Origin of the sequence: Thauera sp. WB-2, from assembly GCF_027594845.1 — a bacterium.
GTDB classification, from domain to species: domain Bacteria; phylum Pseudomonadota; class Gammaproteobacteria; order Burkholderiales; family Rhodocyclaceae; genus Thauera; species Thauera mechernichensis.
The window spans coordinates 2345695-2369280 of sequence record NZ_CP088935.1 but is presented as its reverse complement, the minus strand read 5'-3'; the positions used below and the strand labels follow the sequence as shown (position 1 = coordinate 2369280).

24 protein-coding genes are annotated in these 23586 nt (G+C 64.3%); 15 read left to right on the top strand and 9 right to left on the bottom strand.

Annotated features, from left to right (window positions below; genetic code table 11):
• Nucleotides 1-30: 30 nt before the first annotated feature.
• From LQF09_RS10875 to amrB, 4 genes are all read right to left on the bottom strand, one after another.
• Nucleotides 31-687: a dienelactone hydrolase family protein gene (locus tag LQF09_RS10875; protein ID WP_270067952.1), complete on the bottom strand. Its 657-nt coding sequence runs from the start codon at nucleotides 685-687 to the stop codon at nucleotides 31-33.
• A gap of 81 nt (nucleotides 688-768) precedes the next feature.
• Entirely contained in the window at nucleotides 769-1890 is a 1122-nt protein-coding gene (amrS, locus tag LQF09_RS10870) for an AmmeMemoRadiSam system radical SAM enzyme (protein WP_270067951.1), read from the bottom strand.
• A complete protein-coding gene (gene amrA / locus LQF09_RS10865) occupies nucleotides 1887-2453 on the bottom strand; it encodes an AmmeMemoRadiSam system protein A (protein WP_270067950.1) in 567 nt (188 codons plus the stop codon). The genes amrS and amrA overlap by 4 nt, the downstream gene beginning before the upstream one ends.
• Complete coding sequence (gene amrB / locus LQF09_RS10860) at nucleotides 2440-3264, bottom strand: AmmeMemoRadiSam system protein B (protein WP_002928950.1); 825 nt, start codon at nucleotides 3262-3264, stop codon at nucleotides 2440-2442. Before amrB ends, amrA begins: the two co-directional genes overlap by 14 nt.
• Nucleotides 3265-3349: 85 nt before the next feature.
• On the opposite strand from amrB, the gene ispD reads away from it, so the two are divergent.
• From ispD to thpR, 3 genes are read left to right on the top strand one after another with little or no spacing between them, the layout of a single operon-like run.
• Nucleotides 3350-4069 (top strand): 2-C-methyl-D-erythritol 4-phosphate cytidylyltransferase, encoded by a 720-nt coding sequence (gene ispD, locus LQF09_RS10855; RefSeq protein ID WP_002937502.1) that lies wholly within the window; start codon nucleotides 3350-3352, stop codon nucleotides 4067-4069.
• Complete coding sequence (gene ispF / locus LQF09_RS10850; RefSeq protein ID WP_002928960.1) at nucleotides 4066-4557, top strand: 2-C-methyl-D-erythritol 2,4-cyclodiphosphate synthase; 492 nt, start codon at nucleotides 4066-4068, stop codon at nucleotides 4555-4557. The genes ispD and ispF overlap by 4 nt, the downstream gene beginning before the upstream one ends.
• Before the next feature lie 50 nt (nucleotides 4558-4607).
• Nucleotides 4608-5117 (top strand): RNA 2',3'-cyclic phosphodiesterase, encoded by a 510-nt coding sequence (thpR, locus tag LQF09_RS10845; protein ID WP_270069879.1) that lies wholly within the window; start codon nucleotides 4608-4610, stop codon nucleotides 5115-5117.
• A 214-nt stretch (nucleotides 5118-5331) separates the two neighbouring features.
• Here thpR and LQF09_RS10840 read toward each other — a convergent pair whose 3' ends face one another.
• The 3 genes from LQF09_RS10840 to LQF09_RS10830 form a co-directional block, all read right to left on the bottom strand.
• The gene (locus LQF09_RS10840; protein ID WP_002928963.1) at nucleotides 5332-5772 is read right to left on the bottom strand and encodes a host attachment protein; all 441 of its coding nucleotides are present in this window, start codon (nucleotides 5770-5772) and stop codon (nucleotides 5332-5334) included.
• Nucleotides 5773-5988: 216 nt separating this feature from the next.
• Nucleotides 5989-6453 carry a flavodoxin family protein gene (locus LQF09_RS10835; RefSeq protein WP_002928964.1) on the bottom strand — a complete coding sequence of 155 codons (465 nt, stop codon included), beginning with the start codon at nucleotides 6451-6453 and terminating at the stop codon, nucleotides 5989-5991.
• Entirely contained in the window at nucleotides 6446-7228 is a 783-nt protein-coding gene (locus LQF09_RS10830) for a zinc-dependent peptidase (RefSeq protein ID WP_270067949.1), read from the bottom strand. Before LQF09_RS10830 ends, LQF09_RS10835 begins: the two co-directional genes overlap by 8 nt.
• Before the next feature lie 140 nt (nucleotides 7229-7368).
• Here LQF09_RS10830 and LQF09_RS10825 point away from each other — a divergent pair, with 140 nt between their 5' ends.
• Entirely contained in the window at nucleotides 7369-9573 is a 2205-nt protein-coding gene (locus LQF09_RS10825; RefSeq protein WP_002928966.1) for a RelA/SpoT family protein, read from the top strand.
• Nucleotides 9574-9578: 5 nt separating this feature from the next.
• On the opposite strand, the gene ppk1 is transcribed toward LQF09_RS10825, so the two are convergent.
• Nucleotides 9579-11663 carry a polyphosphate kinase 1 gene (gene ppk1 / locus LQF09_RS10820; protein WP_002937497.1) on the bottom strand — a complete coding sequence of 695 codons (2085 nt, stop codon included), beginning with the start codon at nucleotides 11661-11663 and terminating at the stop codon, nucleotides 9579-9581.
• Nucleotides 11664-11851: 188 nt separating this feature from the next.
• Between ppk1 and ppx the strand changes: the two genes are divergently transcribed.
• From ppx to LQF09_RS10780, 8 genes are all read left to right on the top strand, one after another.
• Entirely contained in the window at nucleotides 11852-13354 is a 1503-nt protein-coding gene (gene ppx, locus LQF09_RS10815) for an exopolyphosphatase (protein ID WP_270067948.1), read from the top strand.
• Nucleotides 13355-13360: 6 nt separating this feature from the next.
• Complete coding sequence (locus LQF09_RS10810) at nucleotides 13361-14491, top strand: MlaE family ABC transporter permease (protein ID WP_002928973.1); 1131 nt, start codon at nucleotides 13361-13363, stop codon at nucleotides 14489-14491.
• Complete coding sequence (locus LQF09_RS10805) at nucleotides 14488-15282, top strand: ABC transporter ATP-binding protein (protein WP_270067947.1); 795 nt, start codon at nucleotides 14488-14490, stop codon at nucleotides 15280-15282. Before LQF09_RS10810 ends, LQF09_RS10805 begins: the two co-directional genes overlap by 4 nt.
• A 1-nt stretch (nucleotide 15283) precedes the next feature.
• Nucleotides 15284-16225: an MlaD family protein gene (locus tag LQF09_RS10800; RefSeq protein ID WP_270067946.1), complete on the top strand. Its 942-nt coding sequence runs from the start codon at nucleotides 15284-15286 to the stop codon at nucleotides 16223-16225.
• Between the two features lie 164 nt (nucleotides 16226-16389).
• Nucleotides 16390-16920: an ABC-type transport auxiliary lipoprotein family protein gene (locus LQF09_RS10795; protein ID WP_270067945.1), complete on the top strand. Its 531-nt coding sequence runs from the start codon at nucleotides 16390-16392 to the stop codon at nucleotides 16918-16920.
• A 56-nt stretch (nucleotides 16921-16976) separates the two neighbouring features.
• Nucleotides 16977-18629, top strand: a complete 1653-nt coding sequence (locus LQF09_RS10790) for an acyl-CoA synthetase (RefSeq protein ID WP_270067944.1) — start codon at nucleotides 16977-16979, stop codon at nucleotides 18627-18629.
• A gap of 147 nt (nucleotides 18630-18776) precedes the next feature.
• Nucleotides 18777-19577, top strand: a complete 801-nt coding sequence (locus LQF09_RS10785; protein ID WP_002928989.1) for an enoyl-CoA hydratase — start codon at nucleotides 18777-18779, stop codon at nucleotides 19575-19577.
• Nucleotides 19578-19607: 30 nt separating this feature from the next.
• On the top strand, nucleotides 19608-20378 hold the full coding sequence (locus LQF09_RS10780; RefSeq protein WP_002928992.1) for a TatD family hydrolase: 771 nt from the start codon (nucleotides 19608-19610) through the stop codon (nucleotides 20376-20378).
• A gap of 26 nt (nucleotides 20379-20404) precedes the next feature.
• Here LQF09_RS10780 and LQF09_RS10775 read toward each other — a convergent pair whose 3' ends face one another.
• Nucleotides 20405-20995 (bottom strand): TetR/AcrR family transcriptional regulator, encoded by a 591-nt coding sequence (locus LQF09_RS10775; protein ID WP_002928995.1) that lies wholly within the window; start codon nucleotides 20993-20995, stop codon nucleotides 20405-20407.
• A 173-nt stretch (nucleotides 20996-21168) separates the two neighbouring features.
• Between LQF09_RS10775 and LQF09_RS10770 the strand changes: the two genes are divergently transcribed.
• The 3 genes from LQF09_RS10770 to LQF09_RS10760 are packed head-to-tail and all read left to right on the top strand — an operon-like array spanning nucleotide 21169 to nucleotide 23543.
• On the top strand, nucleotides 21169-21918 hold the full coding sequence (locus LQF09_RS10770; protein ID WP_002928997.1) for an electron transfer flavoprotein subunit beta/FixA family protein: 750 nt from the start codon (nucleotides 21169-21171) through the stop codon (nucleotides 21916-21918).
• 2 nt (nucleotides 21919-21920) lie between these two features.
• Entirely contained in the window at nucleotides 21921-22850 is a 930-nt protein-coding gene (locus LQF09_RS10765) for an electron transfer flavoprotein subunit alpha/FixB family protein (RefSeq protein ID WP_002937489.1), read from the top strand.
• A gap of 27 nt (nucleotides 22851-22877) precedes the next feature.
• A complete protein-coding gene (locus LQF09_RS10760) occupies nucleotides 22878-23543 on the top strand; it encodes an energy-coupling factor ABC transporter permease (RefSeq protein ID WP_270067943.1) in 666 nt (221 codons plus the stop codon).
• The last annotated feature ends 43 nt before the right edge of the window (nucleotides 23544-23586 follow it).

Here is a 23586-nt window from a genome sequence, read left to right as displayed (position 1 = left end):
CTGCAGGAATGCCTTGATTGAAAACGCCTTCTATTCTAGTGCAGCACTTTCCGTGGTGCCCAGATGTTGCTCCAGCCAGGCGCAGGCCGCCCGTGCCTGCAGACGTTCGTCTTCGCGCTCGTCGGCACCATCCGGTAGAGCCAGCCAGTGGCGGGGGCCTTTGAGCAAGGCATAGGCTTTCTCGAGGATGGCGCTGTCCGGACTGCGTGGGGTGACGATGAAGCGTACCGGGCAGCGCAGTGCGCGCAGAGGCTCGGCGCCAGCGAGATCGGGGCGGCCGTTGAGGAAGACCAGGGCGGTGAAGCGGTCTGGGTCGCGTACCACGGCACGCACGGCGGCGGCGCAGCCGGTGTCCTGTGCGACCAGGCCGAGCCTGAGTGCCCCGATCGGCGGCTGATGGGCGATCCATTCCACTGTGCTCTGGATGCGCTCGCTCAGGCGGGGAATGTTGTAGGCGGCGTCCGGGTCGCGGTGGACTTCCTGGCGGGTGAGCAGGTCAAGCGTGACGGTGGCGAAGCCATGGCGATGCAGCTCGCCTTCGAGAGCGGACTCTGGCCCGTCGAGCGCAGGGTGTCCGGTGGAGTGCAGACGCAGCACCAGCCCGCGCACGTTGGGTGCGTGACAGAGCAGTCCTTCGAGCCAGGCGCCCTGTGCGGGAATACTGATGAGTGTCTTGCGTAGCTTCACGTCGATGCCATTGTGCAGGGTTCGGGCTGTGCTCGCGGTGGCGGGCTCGGCTAGGTGCTAGCGCGAGCACTGGCTCGGTGTTCAGGTCCGTTGAGGTCGATGCAGCGCCACTGGGATGCGACGTGCGCCGAAGGGCTTGCCGATGGCCGCTCCCACTGCGCCATATCGGCCGGCAAGCGCAGTGCCACAGCGGGGGCAGCATCCCGCGGTATCGAGCCGATAACTGCGGATCTCGTACCAGTCGCGCACGATCAGCGCTTCACCGCAGCCGGCACAGTAGCTGGTGTCGCCGTCGCTGTCATGGACGTTGCCGGTATAGACATGCTGCAGGCCGGTATCGCGTGCGATCCGGCGTGCCCTGCGCAGGGTGTCGAGTGGTGTTGCGGGCACGTCGGCCATCTTGAAGTCCGGGTGGAACGCGCTGAAGTGCAGCGGTACGTCAGCGCCCAGAGTGCTGCACACCCAGTGCGACAGCTTACGAATCTCGTCGTCGGTGTCGTTGCAACCGGGGATGAGCAGCGTGGTCAGCTCAAGCCATACCGTGGTCTCGCGCTTGAGCCAGGTAAGGGTGTCGAGAACCGGCTGAAGATGAGCACCACAGAGCTTGACGTAAAAGTCGTCGCTGAAGCCCTTGAGGTCGACATTGGCGGCATCCATGTGCGAGAAGAAATCATGCCGGGCACACTCGGAGATGTAGCCTGCCGTGACCGCGACCGTCTTCAGCCCGCGGGCGTGGCAGGCTTCGGCAACGTCGATGGCATACTCGGCGAATATGACCGGGTCGTTGTAGGTGAATGCAACGCTGTGGCAGCCCCAGCGCTGTGCGGTGGCGGCGATCTCGTCCGCCGAGGCAGCGTCCATCAGGGTGTCGAGGTCGCGTGACTTGCTGATGTCCCAGTTCTGACAGAACTTGCAAGCAAGGTTGCAGCCCGCGGTGCCAAAGGACAGCACGCTGCTGCCTGGGAAGAAATGGTTGAGCGGCTTCTTCTCGATCGGGTCGATGCAAAAGCCGGAACTTCTGCCGTAAGTGGTGAGCAACATCTCGTCGCCCGCACGCATGCGCACGAAACAGGCGCCGCGCTGATCGGGGTGCAGCTTGCAGAGGCGCGGGCAGAGGTCACACTGGTAGCGGCCGTCGTCGAGACGGTGCCAGTAGCGCGCCGGGTAGTGCGCACCGATGCTTGCACCCGCATTCGCGTTCATGTGTGCGCTCCCGTAGCTTCGCTCCACTTCTGCACGCGGTAGCGCGCAGCCATCAGGCCCGGCACTGGCCGGTCGGTAGGCAGGCCGGCCTTGTGCTTGAGTGCGGCGAGGAAGGCCTCAGGGGTGGGCAGCTGCGTCCAGACCTGGGGCAGGAAGGTGGCCGACCTGCAGCCGGAGAACAGGATCAGCCCGTCCTCGTGCGGACGCAACTGCGCGAGCAGCGCGGTTTCATCGGCGAAGTCGATGAACTCGGGTTCGCTCAGCACCGACACTTCAATGCATACGGTGTCGAGTTCGTCACCAGTAAGCGGCTGAAAGCGCGGGTCCTGCGTTGCGGCTGCGATGGCGTTGGCGATGACGTCCTCGCCGAGCGGACGGGAGCGCCTGAGGCTGCCGATGCAGCCTCGCAGGTCGCCATTCTCGGTGAGCGTCACGAAGCTGGCGCCGCGTTCGTGCAGGCGTTCGTCTTCGGGCAGGGAGGGGCGCGGGCCGCGACCGAGATTGTGGGCGATCGCCGTGCGGGCGAGGCGGAGGAGAATGGGACCGAATTCAGTGTCGTGCATGGCTTGGGGGGTCCGCTTCGCAGAAGGCAACGCTGGCGTAGCCCACGACGCTGGCACGATCGCCGGCCGTGTCACCGGAGTTGCGCAGGTCGAGCAGGCGGGCATGAAGATGATGGTTCTGTGCCGCGAGCAGCAGGCCGTTGATGGGTGTGGCGCCGCAGGCCTGCTCGTGGTCGAGGCCGGGACGCAGCGCCAGGATCTCCTCGATCGCGGCACGGTCGGACCATTGAGCCTCGTGGTAGCTCAGGTAGTGAGACAGGTCGGAGCTGACCAGGAGCAGCGTCTCCGGTCCACCCCATAGATCCTCGAGCAGATTCGCCACGGCTTGCGGGCGCGCATCGCCGACCAGGATAGGCACGATCTCGAAGCGTTCGAGCAGACTTTGCAGGAAAGGCAGCTGCACTTCCAGGCAATGCTCCAGCGCATGGGGGCGATCATCGACGACGATGTCGTCGCGCGCTTGCAGGCGCAACCAGTCGGCCCGCGCAAGAGGGACCTCGCCGAGCGGGGTGGCGAATGCCTGCGCTGCGGGCAGCGCAAAGCCGCGCACCGCAACTCGGTGAGTAGGGCCGAGCATGACGACGCGGCGGATACGGTCGCGCATCGGGGTGAGCTGGGCGTAAGCGGTCGCGGCAATCGGGCCGGAGTAGATGTAGCCGGCGTGCGGCACGATGATGGCCTTGGGCCAGCGCGCGTGCTCCATTGCTACGGCGGTGGACATCAACTCGGCGAGCTGCGTCCGCAGCACGCGTTCATCGCGTGGGTAAAACTGCCCGGCCACCGCGGCCGGGCGGATCGAAGCGAGTGCCATGGACGTGAGCCCCGGGGATGCCTGCGGCACAGGCGAACAATTAAATTATAGGCCTTCGCCACAGCCGCTGCAGGGCGCAGCTAGAATGCGCGCCATGCAGAAATCCCGCTCCCGCCATTATGCGATCGTGCCTGCGGCCGGCACGGGTTCGCGCATGGGCGCCGCCCAGCCCAAGCAGTATCTGCCTCTGCTCGGGCGGCCACTCATCCACCACGCGTTGTCCGTACTGTGCGCTGCACCCGAGATCGACGCCGTGTTCGTCGTGCTGTCGGTCGATGACCGCGAATGGGCGCGCCACGATTGGTCCGGCCTCGGCCCCAAGCTCAAGCCGCTGTTCTGTGGCGGTGCGACACGCGCCGACAGCGTGCTGGGCGGCCTGCGCGCGATCGCGCATGAAGCGGAGCAAAGCGACTGGGTGCTGGTGCATGATGCGGCGCGCCCGTGCCTTGCACCTTGGCATGTTGACAAGCTGACTCGCGAGCTTGCGCACGACGAGGTCGGTGGCCTGCTTGCCGTACCGGTGGCCGACACGCTAAAGCGCGCTGATCAGCATCGCCATGTCGTCGAGACCGTGGCGCGCGATAGCCTGTGGCAGGCGCAGACGCCGCAGATGTTCCGTTACGTGATGCTCAGACGGGCGCTGGAGGGAGCGCGTAACGTCACCGACGAGGCGAGCGCGATCGAGGCCGCGGGCCTGCGCCCCCGGTTGGTGCAGGGCGATGCGACCAACCTCAAGGTGACCTATCCGCTCGATCTTCATCTGGCTGAGTGGATTCTTCAGAACAGGGAGGGTGTGCAGCAATGAGTTTTCCGTTCCGTATCGGCCAGGGCTTCGATGTCCATGCCCTCGTTCCTGGGCGCGCATTGATTGTCGGTGGAGTGGATATCCCCTTTGATCGTGGCCTGCTCGGGCACTCGGATGCCGACGTGTTGCTGCATGCGCTGACTGATGCGCTGCTCGGCGCGGCAGGCCTCGGCGACATCGGCCGCCTGTTCCCGGACACGGACCCGGCCCACGCCGGGGCTGACAGCCGGGTGCTTCTGCGCGAAGCCTTTGCGCGTGTTCGCAGCGCAGGTTGGGAGGTCGTGAATGTGGATGCCACGTTGATCTGCAAGGCGCCGCGAATCCTGCCCCATGCGCCGGAGATGGTTGCGAATATTGCCGCAGACCTCGAGATCGACCCAGCGGCAATCAACATCAAGGGCAAAACGACCGAGAAACTGGGCTTTACCGGTCGCGGCGAAGGTATTGCGGCCCAGGTCGTAGCCATGCTGGCGCGCGTCCAGCCCTGACTGCGATGTGCGGGGGTAAAGCGCCGCCGGACGATCACGAACACTTGCGCGTGTTCTTCGCGTTATGGCCCGACGCTGCGACGGCTAACCGTCTTCATGCGCTGGCGCGCGCCTTTCAGCTGCTCTGCGGTGGGCGTGTGATGCGTCGTGACACGCTCCACCTCACGCTCGCCTTTCTGGGGGAGGTCCCGACTGTTGCGCTCGAGTCTGTGCTGCGGCTCGGACGGCAGATCAGGGGTGAAGCCTTCGCCCTGACTGTGGATGTGGCCGGAAGCTGGCATGGCAACCGCGTCGTGTGGGCTGCGCCATCGACCCCACCGGGTGCCTTGCAGGCGCTGGCGGCGCAACTTTGCACCGGTGTCCGTAATGCCGGCCTGGCGCTCGATGAGCGGACCTTCAATCCTCATGTGACCTTGCTTCGCAAGGCACATGACGCGCCACCATCAGGCCCTGTGGCGCCCGTGCACTGGCAGGTGGCGAGTTTCGCCTTGATGGCTTCCGAGCGCACGGCACAGGGCGCTTCGTATCGGACTTTGGCGCGCTGGCGGCTGCACCAATGAGAACGGGACGCAGAGCGTCCCGTTCTCATTGAAGGTGGCATATCAGCCCTTCCAGTGTCCCATTAGGGAGACACATCTTTCGCTTGGGTTCCTGCTTTCGATACGGAAACTACGATTTTCTCACCAGGATCAAATGCGTCCTCCTTTGTCTGCAGGCCTTCGGCCCTCGACGAGTGACAGATCGGGTACGGCGAAAGCGTGAAAACACCCTCCTTCAGAGAAAGATCGCGGAACCAAGACGTTCGCTGAGTTCGTTCTGCGTGGTCTTGGTGTAGTCCTTTTCAAAACGGTCGGTGACCATTTGCGCCGTGGGTGCATCGATGACGCTGTTGAGCATGCCCATGAAGGCCGGCGGAGCGACCAGGATCGCCCGCTTGAAGGCGTTCTTGGCCCTTCCCTGGTACAACTCCTGAGCGATCTCCTGTGCAAAGACCTTGGCTTCGTGCTGCTTGGGCAGCGTCTGGGGTTGCATCGAACCGCCTCCCGAACCGTTCGCGGCCATGGCGCCCGAGCGGTCGGTGACGAGTTCGGCATTCTTCTGACGGCTTTCCGGGTGGATCAGTTCCTTCACCAGTGTCAGGCCCTTGTTGGGCCCCAGGTTGGCATAGAGTTTGGCGAGACTGGCGTTGGCAACAAGAATCCAGGTTATGGCCATGAGACACCCTCCGTTGCTACTAAAAAGGGCGTTGCCTCGAGCACCGGGCCGGGCCCGAAGGGCATACGCGCTTTCAGCTTAGGACACGAAATCGGGGTCTGCCAAATGGAGTTGTTACCGTTTGATGAACGCGGCTTTCACTTCGCGAAAACGTCACCCTTGCCCGCTGGAATGGCGAACGTCATATCCGTGGCGGTGCGCCGTCAGGCGGCCGTTTCAGAACACGCCCATCGACAGGCCTGCGGCCATGGCTTCGCCGAGTTCCTCGGCGTCGGTGAGTGCCTGTGGTGTGATCGACTTGCGTACGATCAGCGCTTCGGCGACTTGCTTCCAGCCGTAGCCGTTGGCGATGCGCCCTATTTCGCGCACCGCGCCGGTGCCATCGTTGCCTGCGCTGACGAAGACGGCGTAAGGCAGACCGGTGAGCTTGCCTTCGCACGGGTAGTAGGTACGGTCGAAGAAATCCTTGAGTGCGCCGGACATGTAGCCGAAGTTCTCCGGGGTACCAAGCAACAGACCGTCGCAGCGGAGCAGATCTTCGGTGCCGGCGTCGAAGGCCCGCAACAGCATGGTATCGACCTCGGCGACCTGGCCTGCCCCGCGCAGCACGGCTTGCGCAAGCTGGCCGGTATTGCCGCTCTGGGTGTGATAGACGATCAGCAGGTGCTTGCGTTCAGTCATGCTGGCTTTGCCCAGCCGCGCGCTCGCCGGCCGCAGGGTCGAGCTGGTACAACTGCCTGAGCTGCTCATAGACCGCTGGGAAGCGCGTCTGCAACACACAAGGGGTTTCGAAGAAAGCCTCGGAAACCACGGCGAAGAACTCCCCCGGGCTGTCGGCACCATAGGGGTCGACGGCGCAAGGGCGACCAAGATCGACGTCTGCGCAGAAGTCTTCATAGGCCTTCGAGAAGGCGTCCGCCCAGACTGCGCGCGACATCCCGGGCCGCAGCTGGGGCAGGCCGTCAACGCCGCCGTTCTCCATGTCCAGCTTGTGGGCGAACTCGTGGATCACCACATTGATGCCGGCAGGCTGTTCGCCATGCTCGAACCAGGCGATCAGCACCGGCCCTCCTTCCCAGGCCTCGCCCAGGACCTCGTCGTCGTATTCGTGCAGGACGCCGGCATCGTCGAACTCACTGCGTGGGATGAGGATGTCGCCTGGATAAATGACGACACCCACCCAGTTGGCGTAGGCCTGAAGCCCGGTGTTGAGGATCGGCAGGCAGGCCTGCAGTGCGATCGCGAGCAAGGTATCGTCGTCCAGCTGCAGGCCATGGGCGCCGTGGAACTCCTTCGTCGCCAGAAAGTCGAGCGCGAGCGAGCGCAGGCGCTCGCGCTCTGCAGCGGGCAGGAAGGCGAGGAAGGGAAGGCGGGCCTCGACACGCGCCCACTGTGCGGGCTGGATGGCACGCTGTTTGTGTCGGAGTCCGAACAGGCTGCGGATGCGGTCGAGCATCGAAGTGTGTCTGCCGAGTGGGTCGGGCGCTTGTCGTGGTGCGCCGATGATGGCACAGCCGCGGCGCCGATTGAAAGGAAGGGGGCAGAGCGCTGCCGCTTCTGCATCTGCAGCCGGCCGATGTGGGATAATCCGACGCCATGGTTTCCGTCACTCACGCCATCGCCCCGGGCGACACCGCGGCTCCCCTCGACATGCTCGCCACCGGCCTGGATGAGGCTGGCCGCGGCCAGATCCAGTCTGCGCTCGACTGGATTGCCGACCTTTACGAAGACAAGGTGCTGGGCACCGGAGAATCCACCTGGACGCATGCGATCGGTGCGGCGCTGATCACCGCGTCGCTGCGCATGGATCTCGAGACGCGACTGGCTGCGCTGCTGTTTGCGGTGTGGGAGGAGCTCGAGGACCCGGTCGAGGAGGTCGGCGCCCGCTTCGGCAGTGAGGTTTCCGCCCTCGTCCGTGGGCTGCATCGCCTCAACGGCCTGCGCGTACTCACACGCATGACGGCAACCGCGTCAGCGCCCGAGATCCGCGCCCAGACCGAAGTGCTGCGCAAGATGCTGCTGGCCATGGTGGAGGACATCCGCGTGGTGATGGTGCGGCTCGCGTCGCGCACGCAGACGCTGCGCTACTACACCGAGCTGCCTGGCGAGGCGCGTGTGGACGTTGCCCGCGAGAGCCTCGACATTTACGCACCGCTCGCCAATCGCCTGGGCGTCTGGCAGATCAAGTGGGAACTCGAGGACCTTTCGTTCCGCTTCATCGAGCCCGACACCTACAAGCGCATCGCGAAGATGCTGGACGAACGCCGGGTCGAGCGCGAGCAGTTCATCCAGGACGCCATCGAGCGGCTCAAGCGCGAATTGTCTGCCGTTGGCATCGAGGCCGAGATTACCGGTCGAGCCAAGCACATCTACAGCATTTACAACAAGATGCGCAAGAAGCGGCTCGATTTCTCGCAGGTGTTCGACATCAGGGCGCTACGGGTGCTCGTGAATGACGTGCGCGACTGCTACACCGTGCTCGGTTTCGTCCACCAGATATGGCAACCGATTGCGCAGGAGTTCGACGACTACATCACCAAGCCCAAGGGCAACAATTATCAGTCGCTGCATACGGCGGTACTGGCCGGTGACGGGCGCGCGCTCGAGGTGCAGATTCGCACCCACGATATGCACAAGCACGCCGAACTGGGCGTTGCAGCCCATTGGCGATACAAGGAAGGGGCGCGCGACGGCGGCGACTACGACGAGAAGATTGCGCTGTTGCGGAACCTGTTGTCCTGGCGCGACGAGGTCACTGATTCCGCGCAATGGATGGAGCAGTTCAAACGCGCTTCGCTCGACGATACGCTGTATGTACTGACCCCCCAGGGCAAGGTGGTGGACCTGCCGCGTGGAGCGACCCCGATCGACTTCGCCTATCGACTGCATACCGACCTTGGCCACCGCTGCCGGGGTGCCAAGGTGGATGGCCACCTGGTGCCGCTCAACACGGCGCTCGAGAGCGGTCAGACCGTGGAAATCGTGTCGGCGCGCGAGGGCGGGCCGTCACGCGACTGGCTCGACGCCCGCCAGGCCTATGTGGCCACCTCGCGCGCGCGCTCCAAGATCAAGCAGTACTTCGCTCAGCTCGATGAAGAAGACTTGCTGGCGCGCGGCCGCAGTTTCGTGACCAAGGAGATGCAGCGCGATGGCCACGCCCAGGCCAACATCGACGGGCTGGCCGAGCGCATGGGCTTCAAGAACGCAGAGGCGCTCTTCCTGGCGGCAGGTCGGGGCGAGGTCGGACCGCGTGCAGTGCAGACCGCGCTGCGCGAGGGCACGGCACCTGTGGCTGCGCCCAGCGAGGAAGAAGCGTTCGTCGTCAGCCGCAGTCGCTCGGGCGACAACCAGGACAAGATCCTGATCGTCGGGGTCGGCAAGCTCATGACTTCGCTGTCACGCTGCTGCAAACCGGCCCCGCCCGATGCGATCGAGGGTTTCGTCACCCGCGGCCGGGGCATTTCGATCCATCGTGTCGATTGTCACGATTTCCAGCAACTTGCGGCCAAGCACCCCGAGCGCGTCATCGCCGCCGACTGGGGCGAGCGTGCAAACGATAGCCGTACGGCGCTCTATCAGGTGGATATCGTCGTCCAGGCAATCGACCGCCAGGGCTTGCTGCGCGACATCTCCGAAGTGCTGTCACGCGAGAAGCTCAACGTGATTGCCGTCAATACCCTGACCAAGAAGGGTACGGCCTACATGCGCTTCACGATGGAGGTGGGCGGCGTAAAGCAGATGCAGCGCGCGACCACCCTGATCCGTGAGGTGTCCGGGGTGATCGACGCGCAACGCAAGTAGGCCGCTCAGCTGCTGGCTGCGAGCTCATTGAGCAGGATGAGCTGGGCCGCACGGCGTACGCTGCGCGGATGCTTGCGCCGGTAGCTGCCGCTGGGCTGCATTTCCCAGGCCTGGCAATTGTCGCCGAGGTAGGGGCGCAGGCCTTCCTTCATCACGCGGCGCTTCAGGCGCGGGTCCAGCACCGGGAAGGCGATCTCGATGCGACGGAAGAAGTTGCGGTCCATCCAGTCGGCGCTGGACAGGTACACCAGGTCTTCGCCGTCGGCGTGGAAGTGGAAGATGCGGTGGTGCTCCAGGAAACGCCCGACGACCGAGCGCACGCGTATGTTCTCCGACAAGCCGGGCACGCCGGGGCGCAGCGCGCAGGGGCCACGGATGATCAGGTCCACCTCGACACCGGCTTGCGACGCTTCGTAGAGCGCCTCGATCGTTTCCGGCTCGAGCAGTGCGTTCATCTTGGTGATGATGCGTCCGCGCCGGCCGGCGCGGGCGATCTCGGCTTCTCGGCGAATCGCCGCCACCACGTTGGGTTGGAGCGAAAACGGTGCTTGCCAGAGGTGGCGCAGTTCCGTGGCGCGCCCAAGTCCGGTCAGCTGGGTAAAGACCGCTGCGACGTCCTCGCCGATCTCCTTGTTGCAGGTCATGAGGCCGAAGTCGGTATAGAAGCGGGTGGTGCGCGGATGGTAGTTGCCTGTGCCCAGATGTACGTAGTGGCGCAGACCGTCTTCCTCGCGTCGCACGACCATCAGCAGCTTGGCATGGGTCTTGTAGCCGAAGACGCCATACACCACATGGGCGCCGACTTCTTCGAGGCGGTTGGCCAAAGTGATGTTAGCCTCTTCGTCGAAGCGCGCCATGAGTTCGAGCACGACGGTGACTTCCTTGCCCTTTTGCGCCGCGCGCGCCAGGTGCTCCATGAGCACCGAATCCGTCCCGGTCCGGTACACCGTCATCTTGATCGCCAGCACCTGGGGGTCGTCAGCCGCAGCGCGCAGCATTTCAATGACCGGGGCGAAGCTCTGGAAAGGGTGATGGAGCAGGATGTCGCCGTTGCGGATCGCCGTGAAGATCTGGCGGCGCTTGTCGAGACCTCTCGGAAGGCCGGGCACGAAGGCCTGGTACTTGAGGTCAGCGCGCTCGACCCAGTCGGGCACCTGCATCAGGCGGACGAGGTTGACGATGCCGGGCGCGCGATAAAGATCGCTGGGCGTGAGATGAAAATGCTGCAGCAGGAAGCTGGCCATTTCATCCGAGCAGTTGTCGGCCACCTCAAGGCGCACCGCGTCGCCGAAATGACGCTGCTGGAGTTCGCCCTTGAGCGATGCGCGCAGATCCTTCACCTCTTCCTCATCCACGAACAGGTCGGAATTGCGGGTGACGCGGAACTGGTAGCAGCCGAGCACCTGCATGCCTGCAAACAACCTTGCAACGTGGGCATGCAGCACCGAGGACAGGAATACGAAGGTGTACTCCTGCGTTGAAATTTCTCGCGGCAGCCTGATCACGCGCGGCAGCGCACGCGGCGCCTGCACGATGGCGGCACCCGAGTCGCGGCCGAAGGCGTCGCGACCTTCGAGCTCGACCGCGAAGTTCAGGCTCTTGTTGAGCACACGCGGGAACGGGTGGGCAGGATCGAGACCGACCGGGGTCAGGACCGGCATCACCTCGCGCACGAAGTAGTCCTCGATCCAGTCACGCTGGGCCTCGGTCCATAGGCTGCGGCGCAGGAAAACTACGCCTTCGTTCTCGAGTGCGGGCAGGATGTCGTCGTTGAGCAGTTCGTACTGCTCGGAGATGATCTCGTGCACCTCGTCGCTGACGCGTGCGAGCAGGTCGGACGGCGTGATGCCGTCCTCGCCCGACTGTCGGCTGCCGATACGGATCTGTTCCTTGATGCCGGAGACGCGGATCTCGAAGAACTCATCGAGATTGCTCGACACGATGCACAGGAACCGCAGGCGTTCGAGCAGGGGAACGGTCGGGTCGGCCGCCTGCGCCAGGACGCGGCGCTGGAATTGCAGCAGGGACAGTTCGCGGTTGAGGAAATGATCGGCCGGGTACTGCATGGAGGTGCGATTGAACTGGGGCATGGGGCGTCCTGAACGAGATGCGGCATTCATGATTATGTGACACTTTCGTTGCGAGAACATGACAGCGCGCAGCCCTTGTGCGGCATGGTTTGCGCCATGTGTTGGGGCGAAACGAATGGCCCCTGATGCAACGCGGCGCGGTGCTAGAATCCGCACTTCCGGCGCCGGTGGCGTCAGTTTCCTAAAGCATGATGCAAGATCTCATCGCGGCAATCGACCTGGGTTCCAACAGTTTCCGGCTGCAGGTGGGCCGCATCGTCAATGACCAGATCTATCCGCTGGACGGCCTCAAGGAGGCCGTGCGCCTGGCCGCCGGCCTTTCTCCCGACAAGAAGCTTGATCTCGCTTCTCAGCAGCGTGGCGTCGCGGCGCTGCAACGCTTCCACGAGCGCCTGCGTGATTTTCCGCCTACCCGGGTGCGTGCGGTTGCCACCAACACCTTGCGCGTGGCGAAGAACGCGACCGATTTCCTCATCCGTGCCGAAGCGGCACTCGGCTTTCCGATCGAGGTGATCGCGGGCCGCGAGGAAGCGCGCCTGATCTATGTCGGGGTTGCGCATACCTTGCCCGACCCGCACAAGCAGCAGCTGGTCGTAGATATCGGTGGAGGTTCCACCGAGTTCATCATCGGCAAGAGCTTCGAGCCGGCCTTGCTCGAGTCGCGCTATATGGGCTGTGTCGGCTATAGCCTGCGTTTTTTCCCTGATGGCCAGATCGACAAGCGTGCGTTCCGCGAGGCCGAACTGGCAGCGCGGCGCGAATTGCAGACCATCTCCCAGACCTATCGCGACACCGGCTGGGAGGAGGCCGTGGGCTCAAGCGGTACCGCAAAGGCGCTGGTTGAGATCCTGGAGCAGAACGGCTTCTCTTCGGGGGGGATTACTCGCGACGGCCTCGAGCAGCTCAAGGCCGTGCTCTTGCGCGCAGGTCGCCTCGATGCGATCGACCTCGCAGGCCTCAAGGGCGACCGCCTGCCAGTGATCCTGGGCGGATTTGCCATCATGAGCGCTGTGTTCAAGGAGTTCGAGCTCGAGCACATGCTGTTCTCCGAGGGGGCCCTGCGTCTCGGCGTGCTGTATGACCTGCTTGGCCGTTACCACCACCATGACCTGCGCGACGCGACGATCAGCGCCTTCGTGCGTCGTTACGGCGTCGATCTGCGCCAGGCCCAGCAGGTGGCAGATACCGCCTGCCACCTGCTGGGCCAGCTCGAGCCGGCAATGACGGACCCAGAGCACCCGGACCGACGTTTCCTGCGCTGGGCCGCGCTGGTGCACGAAATCGGGATCTCGGTCGCGCACTCGAGCTATCACAAGCACAGCGCCTACATCGTGGCCAACGCCGACATGCCTGGTTTTTCGCGCATGGACCAGGTACGCCTGGCGCGCCTGGTGCTGGCGCACCGAGGCAAGCTCGAACGGGTGGCTTCAATCGATGCAGGCAGTTCGGACTGGATGCTGATCGCCTGCCTGCGCCTGGCCGTTGTCATCCATCGCGCACGCGACGCCCGTGGTCTGCCGCCGATCACCATGAAGCGGGAGGGCAGGGGGTTCTCGGTGACGGCAGCGCCGGGGTGGCTGCAGAAGCTGCCATTGACCGCGGCCGCGCTCAACGAGGAGCAGCGCCAATGGATGGGGCTTGGGCGCGGGCTTTACGTGCGCGCACTGAGCGTACGCGGCGCCACCGCATAAGCGCTCATGAGTCCCGGTGGCCAGGCAGAAGCGCGACAAGGCGGCAGCCTGGTGCTGACGCCCGCCTCGGCCCGGTTGAGCGGTGACTGGACCTTGCGTGCGCTGGGGCCGCAGTTGCCAGGACTGCGCCGGCAGTTGCGCATGGCGTCCGCCGATGCGGCCTGGAGTCTCGAAGCGGTCGAACGGCTGGACAGCTTTGGGGCGACCCTGCTTTGGCAGGCCTGGGGGCGGCGCTGGCCGACGCAACTCAGCCTGCGCCCGGCGCATCGTCAAACGCTGGAGCGCGTCGCACGCAGCGCGGAACGGCCGCTGCCGCAACTGTCGGCTTTCACGCCAATCGATGCGGTGGTGGCGCTCGGCGGTGCACTGATCGCGTTCCTGGCGCATGTGCGGGACTTCGTTGCTCTGCTCGGACAGATCTTCCTCGACCTGCTGCACGTCTTGCGCCACCCGCGCGACTGGCCTTGGCTCGAGATCTCCGCAAACGTGCACAAGGTCGGCGTCAAGGCCATGCCGGTGACTGCGCTGGTGGGCTTCCTGATCGGCGTTGTGTTGTCCTATCTGTCTTCACTCCAGCTCAAGGTGTTCGGCGCGGACGTGTTCATCGTCAATATCCTGGGCCTTGGGATCATTCGAGAACTGGGGCCGGTGCTGGTTTCGGTGCTCGTGGCGGGCCGCTCGGGGTCGGCGATGACCGCACAGTTGGGGGTGATGCGGGTGACCGAGGAGATCGATGCGCTTGCCGCCATGGGGGTGTCGTGCTCGCTGCGCCTGGTGTTGCCCAAGGTGATCGCGCTCGGCCTTGTGATGCCGCTGCTGGTACTGTGGACCTCGACCATTGCGCTGTTGGGGGGCTGGGTGTCGGCCTGGGTGGAGCTCGACCTGAGCTTGCGTTACTTCGTAGACGCGCTACCTGATGCCGTGCCGGTCGCGAATGTCTATATAGGCCTCTCCAAGGGCGCGGTGTTCGGTGTCTTGATCGCCCTTGTCGCCTGCCACTTCGGGCTGCGTGTAAAGCCCAATACCGAGAGCCTGTCGGCGAACACCACGGCTTCGGTTGTGACGGCGATCACGGCGGTAATCCTGGTTGACGCGCTGTTCGCAATCGCCACCAAGTCGATCGGGATCCCGGGATGAACCCGCCAGCAAGCTCGCCCGCCACAGTCGTCTCCCTGCGTGGAATTGCAACCCGCTTCGGTCGCAACGTTGTGCACGAAGAGCTGGATCTCGACGTGGCCCGAGGCGAGATCGTCGCCCTGGTGGGAGGCTCTGGCAGTGGCAAGACGACCTTGCTGCGCCACATCATAGGCCTGACCCGGCCCGCAGCCGGTACGGTGCAACTGTTCGGCGAACTGCTGCAAGCAGGCGACCGGAGCGCGCGGCTTGCGCGCCAGCGTCGGTTCGGGGTTCTGTTCCAACAGGGCGCATTGTTTTCGGCCTTCACGGTCGGCGAAAACATTGCCTTTCCGATGCGCGAGCTGGGCATCATGAGTGCTGCAGAGATCGACGATCTCGTCGCGCTCAAGCTCGCCATGGTGGAGATGGAGCCCGAGCATTCCGTGCTGATGCCGGCTGAGCTCTCCGGTGGCATGGTCAAGCGCGCCGCGCTCGCGCGTGCGTTGGCGCTCGAGCCTGAGCTGCTGCTGCTCGACGAGCCGACTGCAGGGCTCGATCCTGAGCGCAGCGCCTCATTCGTGCGCCTGATCCGGGCGCTGCATGGCGATCTGGGGCTGACCGTGGTGCTGATCACACACGATCTCGATACCCTGGCAGCGATGGCGAGCAAGGTTGCGGTACTTGCCGATCGGCGCATACTGAGCTATGCCCCGCTGGAGGAGACGCTGCGCGTGGATCACCCCTTCATCGAGCGCTTTTTCCGCGGTGCGCAAGGACAGCGGGCCTTGGCGCGCGCGACTGGAGCAAATTGACATGGAGAATCGTGCGCATGCACTGGCTGCCGGGCTGTTCGCGCTGATCCTCGGGGCAGGTATCGCATTGGCACTATGGTGGTTCTCCCAGGAGCGCGAACCGGTGCGCGAACTGGTGCTGGTTGCGCAAGGCGACATCAACGGCCTGGGGGCGCAGTCCAGGGTGCGCTTTCGCGGCTTGGCGGTAGGGGCGGTCAGCAGTGTTCATATAGACCCCGATGACTCGCGCAACGTGCTGGTGCACGTGCGCGTTACACGCGATCTGCCGCTGACGCGGGGAGCACGGGCAAGCTTGGGCACGCTCGGTGTTACCGGATTGGCGTATGTCCAGCTCGATGACCGCGGCGGTGAGCCACTGCCTTTGGTGGAGGCTTCCGGCTTGCCGCCACGCATCGAATTGCAGCCAGGGCTACTTGACGTGCTCGCCGAGCGCGCGCTCGAGATGGTCGGGCAGTTTCAACGGGTGAGCGAGCGCATGGCGGTCCTTCTTGATGATGACACGCTTGGTCGAGTGCGCGCCGCACTGTCCAGCATCGAGAGCGCTGCCTCTGGCTTCGACCGCAGCCTGGCCGAGATGCCGCAGACGCTGCAGAGTGTCCGCAGCGCCTTCACCCCGGCCAACCTGGCTGCGCTGTCCGGCCTGCTGGCAAGCCTTGAACGGACCAGTGCGGAAGTCGCACCTACGCTCGGCGAACTCCGCCAGCTTCTGCGTCGGCTGGATACCATGGCGGTACGCGTCGATCAGGCGGCGGTCGCGGCCAGCGACGGCTTGCTCGAAGGGACGCTGCCCCAACTCAACGAGCTGCTGCGCGACTTGAGTGCAACCTCGCGGCGGATCAGCAGATTGGTCGAGGAGGTCGACAGTACGCCGCAGGTGCTGCTGACGGGACGTCCCGCCACCGAGCCGGGGCCCGGAGAAGCGGGCTTTTCCAGCGGGCGTTGATTGGGAACAAGAACATGCGAGGGCCGGGCCTTGACGATGGGGATCTTGACTTGAGGTATGCAGCATTGTTTTCGTACATGGTGCCTGATGGTCGCTGTTGGCTTGCCGGCCTACTGCTGCTGGCGCTTGCCGGGTGTGGAGGATTCTCTTTGCAGCCGAGGCCGATGGCGCTCTACGAGCTTGGCCTCGGCGCGTCTGCCGCGGTCAGACCTGCGCTCGTGCCTGCGCGGATCGAGGTGGCGAGTCCCCCATGGCTCGAGACGACAGCAATGCAGTACCGCCTGGCCTGGAACGATCCGGGGCGTCGGCGTGCCTATGCCGAGAGCCGCTGGGTGTCGCCACCGGCAGCCATGCTGGGTCTGAACCTGCAGCGCGCGCTGCAGCCCGCGGCAGCACCAGGGCGTTGTCGCCTGCATGTCGATGTAGACGAGTTCATCCAGGAATTCGCGACCGCGGAGCGCAGCCATGCGCGCATAGTCCTGCGTGCTGCGCTCTATCCATCTCGCAGCGAGACAGCGGTCGCGATGCGCGAGTTCAGCGGGAGCGCCGATGCGTCGCGGGCAGATGCCAGCGCCGGCGCCGAGGCCTTACGCGTCGCCACCGACAGGGTGGTGGCCGAGATTGTCGCCTGGCTCGCGGCGCTTGACCGCGGCGAGGATGGAGCGTTGAATGCGGCAGGCCGCTGCAGCGCTTGAGTAACGGCAACCCGCGCCTGGCTGAGCAGGGCGGGGAACCACCATAAGGAGACGAGATGAGCGAGACGAGACTGTCGCCCTACGCACAAGGGCTTGAGAAGACCGTGGCGAACTACGTGCCGCTGACGCCGCTAACCTTCATCGAGCGCAGTGCCTACATTTATCCCGAGCGTGTCGCGGTCATCCACGGCGCGCGCCGCTACACCTGGCGCGAGAGCTATGTGCGCTGCCGCCGCCTGGCGTCGGCCCTGAAGCAATTGGGCATCGGTAAGGGCGACACCGTTGCTGCGATCCTCAACAACACCCCCGAGATGTTCGAATGCCATTTTGGCGTGCCGGCTTGTGGGGCGGTGCTCAATACGATCAACACCCGCCTGGACGCAGAGGCGGTCGCGTTCATCCTCAATCACGCTGAAGCGAGGGTGCTGATCACCGACCGCGAGTATTCGCGCATGGTGAAGAAGGCGGTGGAACTGGCCGGGCGGGCAGACCTGGTGGTGATCGATGTGGACGATCCGGAGTACACAGGGCCGGGCGAATGCCTCGGGCGCATGAACTATGAGGCACTGATTGCAGGCGGTAGCGCCGATTTCGTGTTCGAGCAGCCTGCAGACGAGTGGGACGCCATTTCGCTCAACTACACCTCGGGCACGACCGGCAACCCGAAGGGGGTGGTGTATCACCACCGCGGGGCCTACCTGAATGCGATGTCCAACATCGTGTCCTGGGGCATGCCGCCGCATGCGGTCTATCTGTGGACCCTGCCCATGTTCCACTGCAACGGCTGGTGCTTTGCATGGACGATGGCGGCCAACGCGGGCGTCAACGTGTGCCTGCGCCGAGTCGATCCGCGACTCATCTTCGACGCCATCCGCGAGCACGGTGTCACGCATTACTGCGGTGCGCCGATCGTGCACTCGATGCTTGCCAATGCGCCCGAGGAATGGCGCAAGGGCATCAACCACAAGGTGTCCGGCCTGGTGGCGGCAGCACCGCCGCCAGCTGCGGTGATCGAGGGGATGGCGAAGATCGGCTTCGACATCACCCATGTGTATGGGCTGACGGAAACCTACGGGCCTGCCGCAGTGTGCGCCAAGCACGATGAGTGGCGCGAACTGCCGCTGGCCGAGCAGGTGTCGCTCAATGGCCGGCAGGGCGTGCGCTACCACGCCCAGGAAGGAATCACGGTCATGGACCCAGCCACCATGGAGCCCGTGCCCTGGGATGGTGAAACGATGGGCGAGATCATGTTCCGCGGCAACCTGGTCATGAAGGGCTATCTCAAGAACCCCGATGCGACGGCGGAGTCGTTCCGCGGCGGCTGGTACCACACCGGCGATCTGGCGGTGATGCAGCCTGATGGCTACGTCAAGATCAAGGATCGCTCCAAGGACATCATCATCTCCGGTGGTGAGAACATCTCGTCGATCGAGGTCGAGGATGCGTTGTACAAGCACCCTGCGGTCATGGCTGCTGCGGTGGTGGCGCTGCCCGACGACAAATGGGGGGAAGTGCCGTGCGCCTTCGTGGAGCTTCGCGAAGGGGCGGAGGTGGCCGCCGACACGCTCGTTGCCCACTGCCGTGAACACCTCGCTGGCTTCAAGGTACCCAAGCGCATCATCTTCGGCGAGCTGCCCAAGACATCCACGGGCAAGATCCAGAAATTCGTGCTGCGCGACCAGGCGCGCTCGACGGCGTCCTTCGGGTAGCACAGGGGCGGGCACGGATGCAGAGCGCATCCATGCCCGCTCGCGTTTGACGATGGCCTTGGGACACAGTGCGCGGTAGTATTGGTGTACGTTGACGTTAACGTAAATAACGATGACTGTTCCCCATTCTGATTACGGAGGCGAGACATGAGCGCAGTACCCGTTCCCGATGACCAGCCGATGCTGTTGCGTGAAGACCGCAACGGCGTGACCACCCTCACGCTGAACCGGCCTGCGCAGTTCAACTCACTGTCGTTCGCGATGCTCGAGACCCTGATCGCGGCTGTGGATGAGATCGCGCGTGACGAGAGCGTTCGTGTTGTCGTTCTGGCGGGCGAGGGCAAGGCGTTCTGCGCCGGGCACGATCTCAAGGAGATGCGTGCCAATCACGCGCTCGAGTTCCAGCAACGCCTGTTTCGCCTGTGCGGCAAGTTCATGATGAAGCTGACCGAAATGCCGCAGCCCGTGATTGCCCGTGTCCATGGCATCGCTACCGCGGCAGGTTGCCAACTGGTGTCGATGTGCGACCTCGCGGTCGCGGCTGACGTGGCGCGCTTTGCCGTGAGTGGTATCAATGTGGGGCTGTTCTGCGCTACGCCGGGTGTCGGCCTGTCGCGCAACATGGGGCGCAAGGAGGCCTTCGAGATGCTGGTGACCGGGGACTTCATCGACGCTCGGGAGGCTCAGCGCCGCGGCCTGGTGAACCGTGTCGTCCCGATCGAGCAACTCGATGATGAGATTGCTGCCCTTGCTGCGTCGATCGTTGCCAAGTCGCCGGTTGCCATCCGCATGGGCAAGCAGCTGTTCTACAAGCAACTCGAAATGGGAATCGACGCCGCCTACCAGGTTGCGGCCGAGACGATGGCGTGCAACGCGATGTGCGAAGACGCTGCCGAGGGCATCGACGCCTTCATCGCCAAGCGCAAGCCAGCGTTCAAGGGGCGCTGACGCGAGCGGCCGCGCCGGGAACTGCCGCACATGCTCATCGACACCCATGTCCATCTCGACGCAGCGGAGTTCGACGGCGACCGCGAGGCGCTGATCTCACAGGCACGCGCCGCAGGGGTCGCAGGTTTCGTGGTGCCGGCCGTTGCCGCGGCTAACTTCGCCGCGGTCCGCGCGCTTGCAGGTGCGCGGACCGACACCTGCTGTGCGCTGGGTATTCACCCGCTTTACGTCATGCAGGCGCAGATGGCGGACCTTGATGTGCTGGACGACGAGTTGCAGCGCGGTGGGGTGGTCGCAGTCGGCGAGATCGGGCTGGACAACCATGTCACCGACGTCGATCCGGTCCGCCAGCACGAGTTCTTCGTCGCTCAGCTCAGACTGGCGCGTCGGCATGCCTTGCCAGTGATCCTTCATGTGCGTCGAGCGATCGACCCCATCCTTGCCCAGTTGCGCCGCTTCGAATTGCGTGGCGGTATTGCCCACGCCTTCAATGGTAGCCGTCAGCAGGCCGAGCAGTTCATTGCACTCGGCTTCAAACTGGGATTCGGGGGGGCAATGACCTTCGATGGTTCCACCCGTATCCGCGACCTGGCGCGTTGCCTGCCGCTCGATGTCATCGTGCTCGAGACCGATGCCCCGGATATCCCTCCGGCGTGGGGGCAGGGCAGCCGCAATCTGCCGTGCAACCTCAAACGCTATGCAGAAGTGCTTGCAGGATTACGCGGTATTGGGGTCGATGAGGTGGTGGCGGTTACGGGTCGCAACGCAAGCGCAGCGCTGGGCGGGTGGCAGCCTGGATGAGTCGCAGGCACGATTGCCCCGCGGGCTCAGGCACGCGGACTCGACGACCGGGCGATGAGATCTGCAATGTCGCGCTTCAGGCGTGGGATGTCGCTGTCGAACTTGTCGTAGATCATCAGCGAAACGCCAAATACGTACGCATAGAGCAGCATGCATCGGCTCGAAGCTTCTTCGAGTGGTACACCACAGGCGAGAAAGAGCTCGCGCGCACAGCGCAGGCGGACATCATCGACTTCGGCGACGATTGCGCTTGCCTCCGCGTCGCGACGCGCCCAGTCGCGCACTGCAAGCTCGATCATCATGCCGCGCCGGCTTCGATTCGCGCTGTACACGTCGATGACGTGGTAGATCTGCTCAAGCTCGCGCCCCGGCTGGGCTCGCGTCTGTTTGATGATGTCGCGGATGCGCCCTTCCTTCCAGTGCTGCAGAACACCGAGGAGCAGGTCGCGGCGATCGGTGAAGTGCCAGTAGAAGCTGCCCTTGGTGACCTTGAGGCGCTTGGCCAGGACTTCCACCCGCAGGCCGGCAATGCCTTCTTCGGCCAGGACTTCGATTGCGCCGACAATCCAGGCGTCGCGATCGAGCTGGGTGCGGGGTTTCTTTGCTATGGTTTCCATACGGCGTAGTATTGACGATTCTGCCTCCATACGCTACCGTATGCGCCATACCAATCCGTATGGCTTCTGTGCCGCAGTGCAGCAGTGCCTTCCGGTGAGGGCGGTGACATAATTCATGAGTCCCTGTACGCGGTGCAGGGACTCAATCAGTAATAACAGAGGAGCGCGGCAGAGTGAAGATTCTGGTACCCGTCAAACGCGTTGTCGATTACAACGTCAAGGTTCGCGTCAAGGCCGACGGCAGTGGTGTGGACATCGCCAACGTCAAGATGAGCATGAACCCCTTCGACGAGATCGCAGTGGAAGAAGCTGTGCGCCTGAAAGAGGCCGGTGTGGCCACCGAAGTCGTTGCGGTAAGTTGCGGCATCGGTGCTTGCCAGGAAACCTTGCGCGCGGCGATGGCTATCGGTGCCGATCGCGGCGTCCTGGTAGAGACAGACGTCGAGCTGCAGCCCCTGGCCGTTGCCAAGCTGCTCAAGGCGGTGTGCGACAAAGAGCAGCCTAACCTGGTGATCTGCGGCAAGCAGGCCATCGATGATGACGCCAACCAGACCGGCCAGATGCTTTCTGCGCTGATGGGCTGGCCGCAGGCAACGTTTGCGTCGAAGGTGGCGCTTGCCGACGGCAAGGCGGCGGTGACGCGCGAGATCGACGGCGGCCTCGAGACGCTGTCCGTCTCGCTGCCGGCGGTGGTGACCACCGATCTGCGCCTGAACGAGCCGCGCTACGCCACGCTGCCCAACATCATGAAGGCCAAGAAAAAGCCGCTCGACACCGTCAAGCCTGCCGATCTGGGCGTCGATGTTGCTCCGCGCCTGACCACCCTCAAGGTCTCCGAGCCGCCCAAGCGCAGTGCAGGTGAACGCGTGGCTGATGTTGCGCAGCTGGTCGACAAACTCAAGAACGTTGCGAAGGTGATCTGAACATGGCCATTCTCGTCATTGCTGAACACGACAATCAGTCCATCAAGGCCGCCACGCTCAACACCGTCACCGCAGCAGGCAAGCTCGGCGGCGACGTACACGTGCTTGTTGCAGGCGCCGGTTGCAGCGCCGCGGCAGAGGCGGCGGCCAAGGTCGCCGGCGTGGCCAAGGTGCTGGTGTGCGACGCGCCCCACTACGAGGCCCAGACCGCCGAGAACGTTGCCGAGTTGGTGAAGGGTCTGGCGCAGGGCTACAGTCACGTGCTTGCGCCCGCCACCTCGGCTGGCAAGAACATGCTGCCGCGCGTGGCCGCGCTGCTCGACGTCGCACAGATCAGCGATATCGTCGCTGTTGAGGCGCCCGACACCTTCGTCCGCCCGATCTACGCCGGCAATGCGCTGGCGACCGTCAAGAGTGCGGATGCCATCAAGTTGATTACCGTGCGCACCACAGCCTTCGATGCCGCAGGCGACGGCAATGCCGCGCCGGTCGAGGCGGTTGCCGCAGGCGCTGATCTGGGCACGACCGCGCTGGTTGGCCGCGAGATCACGAAGAGCGCGCGTCCCGAGCTCGGGGCGGCCAAGATCATCGTTTCCGGTGGTCGTGGTCTTGGCAGCGGTGACAACTACCACCAGTTGCTCGAACCGCTCGCCGACAAGCTCGGTGCGGCGCTGGGTGCATCGCGCGCGGCGGTCGACGCGGGCTATGTGCCGAACGACTACCAGGTCGGTCAGACTGGCAAGATCGTTGCGCCGCAGCTCTATATCGCCATCGGTATCTCGGGGGCGATCCAGCACCTGGCAGGCATGAAGGATTCCAAGGTGATCGTGGCGATCAACAAGGACCCCGAAGCGCCGATCTTCCAGGTTGCAGACTACGGTCTCGTGGGCGACCTGTTCCAGGTCGTGCCCGAGCTGACCGGCGCGGTCTGATCGGTCAGTACCGGCGCGGTCGCCAGCGTGAACCTTCCTGCATCGCTGTATTCCACGGCGTGGCATGGAGTGATGCTGGCGATCACGCTGGCGGCTTTATACGGTATCGCGCGCCGCGCTCCCTGGGCGCGGCTGCGTGACGGCAGTCAGGTCAATCTCTTGCTGGGTTTCGCCGTCGGCGTGATGCTGATGTGGAGCCTGAAGGCCGGGGTGCAACCCGGCTTGAACCTGCACATGCTGGGAGCGATGGCTGCAACGCTGGCGCTCGGTCCGTGGCTTGCCCTGGTGGCGCTCGCGCTGGCATTGACCGGTGTGACCTTGAATGGCGCCGTGGATTGGGTGGCATGGCCGCTCAACTTCGTGCTGATGGCCGTGGTGCCGGTAGGCCTCGCCTACGCGATTCAGCGTGCGATCGAGCGCTGGTTGCCGGCGCACTTCTTCGTGTTCGTATTCCTCACCAGCTTCGCGGGTGCCGCGCTGACGGTGATCTTGCAGGGAACGGTGAGCTCGCTCTCGTTGGTGCTTGCTGGCGCATACAGTGCCGGTTTCCTCCTTGGCGAGTATTTGCCGTTCTTCCTGCTGCTCGGTTTTTCTGAGGCCTGGATCAGCGGGGCAGTCATCACGCTGATGGTGGTCTATCGACCCGACTGGGTGGCGGCATTCGACGATCGCCGTTACCTGATCGGCAAGTAACAAATCCGTATCGGCTTAATACACCTTCCCTGGAGCGACGACC

Excerpts from the sequence above, each read along its gene's own strand:
- ispF (WP_002928960.1), top strand. The coding sequence starts at position 4,066 with ATGAGTTTTCCGTTCCGTATCGGCCAGGGCTTCGATGTCCATGCCCTC.
- LQF09_RS10840 (WP_002928963.1), bottom strand. The coding sequence starts at position 5,772 with ATGGCCATAACCTGGATTCTTGTTGCCAACGCCAGTCTCGCCAAACTC.
- ppk1 (WP_002937497.1), bottom strand. The coding sequence starts at position 11,663 with ATGCCCCAGTTCAATCGCACCTCCATGCAGTACCCGGCCGATCATTTC.
- LQF09_RS10830 (WP_270067949.1), bottom strand. The coding sequence starts at position 7,228 with ATGCTCGACCGCATCCGCAGCCTGTTCGGACTCCGACACAAACAGCGT.
- LQF09_RS10780 (WP_002928992.1), top strand. The coding sequence starts at position 19,608 with ATGCTCATCGACACCCATGTCCATCTCGACGCAGCGGAGTTCGACGGC.
- LQF09_RS10790 (WP_270067944.1), top strand. The coding sequence starts at position 16,977 with ATGAGCGAGACGAGACTGTCGCCCTACGCACAAGGGCTTGAGAAGACC.
- LQF09_RS10825 (WP_002928966.1), top strand. The coding sequence starts at position 7,369 with ATGGTTTCCGTCACTCACGCCATCGCCCCGGGCGACACCGCGGCTCCC.
- LQF09_RS10785 (WP_002928989.1), top strand. The coding sequence starts at position 18,777 with ATGAGCGCAGTACCCGTTCCCGATGACCAGCCGATGCTGTTGCGTGAA.
- ppx (WP_270067948.1), top strand. The coding sequence starts at position 11,852 with ATGATGCAAGATCTCATCGCGGCAATCGACCTGGGTTCCAACAGTTTC.
- LQF09_RS10835 (WP_002928964.1), bottom strand. The coding sequence starts at position 6,453 with ATGACTGAACGCAAGCACCTGCTGATCGTCTATCACACCCAGAGCGGC.
- LQF09_RS10765 (WP_002937489.1), top strand. The coding sequence starts at position 21,921 with ATGGCCATTCTCGTCATTGCTGAACACGACAATCAGTCCATCAAGGCC.
- LQF09_RS10805 (WP_270067947.1), top strand. The coding sequence starts at position 14,488 with ATGAACCCGCCAGCAAGCTCGCCCGCCACAGTCGTCTCCCTGCGTGGA.
- LQF09_RS10800 (WP_270067946.1), top strand. The coding sequence starts at position 15,284 with ATGGAGAATCGTGCGCATGCACTGGCTGCCGGGCTGTTCGCGCTGATC.
- ispD (WP_002937502.1), top strand. The coding sequence starts at position 3,350 with ATGCGCGCCATGCAGAAATCCCGCTCCCGCCATTATGCGATCGTGCCT.
- amrB (WP_002928950.1), bottom strand. The coding sequence starts at position 3,264 with ATGGCACTCGCTTCGATCCGCCCGGCCGCGGTGGCCGGGCAGTTTTAC.
- LQF09_RS10795 (WP_270067945.1), top strand. The coding sequence starts at position 16,390 with ATGGCGCTCTACGAGCTTGGCCTCGGCGCGTCTGCCGCGGTCAGACCT.
- amrA (WP_270067950.1), bottom strand. The coding sequence starts at position 2,453 with ATGCACGACACTGAATTCGGTCCCATTCTCCTCCGCCTCGCCCGCACG.
- amrS (WP_270067951.1), bottom strand. The coding sequence starts at position 1,890 with ATGAACGCGAATGCGGGTGCAAGCATCGGTGCGCACTACCCGGCGCGC.
- LQF09_RS10775 (WP_002928995.1), bottom strand. The coding sequence starts at position 20,995 with ATGGAAACCATAGCAAAGAAACCCCGCACCCAGCTCGATCGCGACGCC.
- LQF09_RS10810 (WP_002928973.1), top strand. The coding sequence starts at position 13,361 with ATGAGTCCCGGTGGCCAGGCAGAAGCGCGACAAGGCGGCAGCCTGGTG.